We start from the raw sequence: 337 nt of genomic DNA on the forward strand, positions 1-337 counted from the left end.
GTTCAGCAGCCGGCGCTTTACTGGCACTTCAGGAACAAGCGGGCGCTGCTCGACGCACTGGCCGAAGCCATGCTGGCGGAGAATCATACGCATTCGGTGCCGAGAGCCGACGACGACTGGCGCTCATTTCTGATCGGGAATGCCCGCAGCTTCAGGCAGGCGCTGCTCGCCTACCGCGATGGCGCGCGCATCCATGCCGGCACGCGACCGGGCGCACCGCAGATGGAAACGGCCGACGCGCAGCTTCGCTTCCTCTGCGAGGCGGGTTTTTCGGCCGGGGACGCCGTCAATGCGCTGATGACAATCAGCTACTTCACTGTTGGGGCCGTGCTTGAGG

General features: G+C 65.0%; 1 pseudogene. It reads left to right on the plus strand.

From position 1 onward, the window contains the following. Positions 1 to 337, plus strand: a pseudogene (gene tetR(A) / locus RTW80_RS28080) (tetracycline resistance transcriptional repressor TetR(A)); the annotation flags it as partial.

The sequence above is a fragment of the Escherichia sp. AM3 genome, from assembly GCF_032029835.1.
Classification (GTDB): domain Bacteria; phylum Pseudomonadota; class Gammaproteobacteria; order Enterobacterales; family Enterobacteriaceae; genus Escherichia; species Escherichia coli.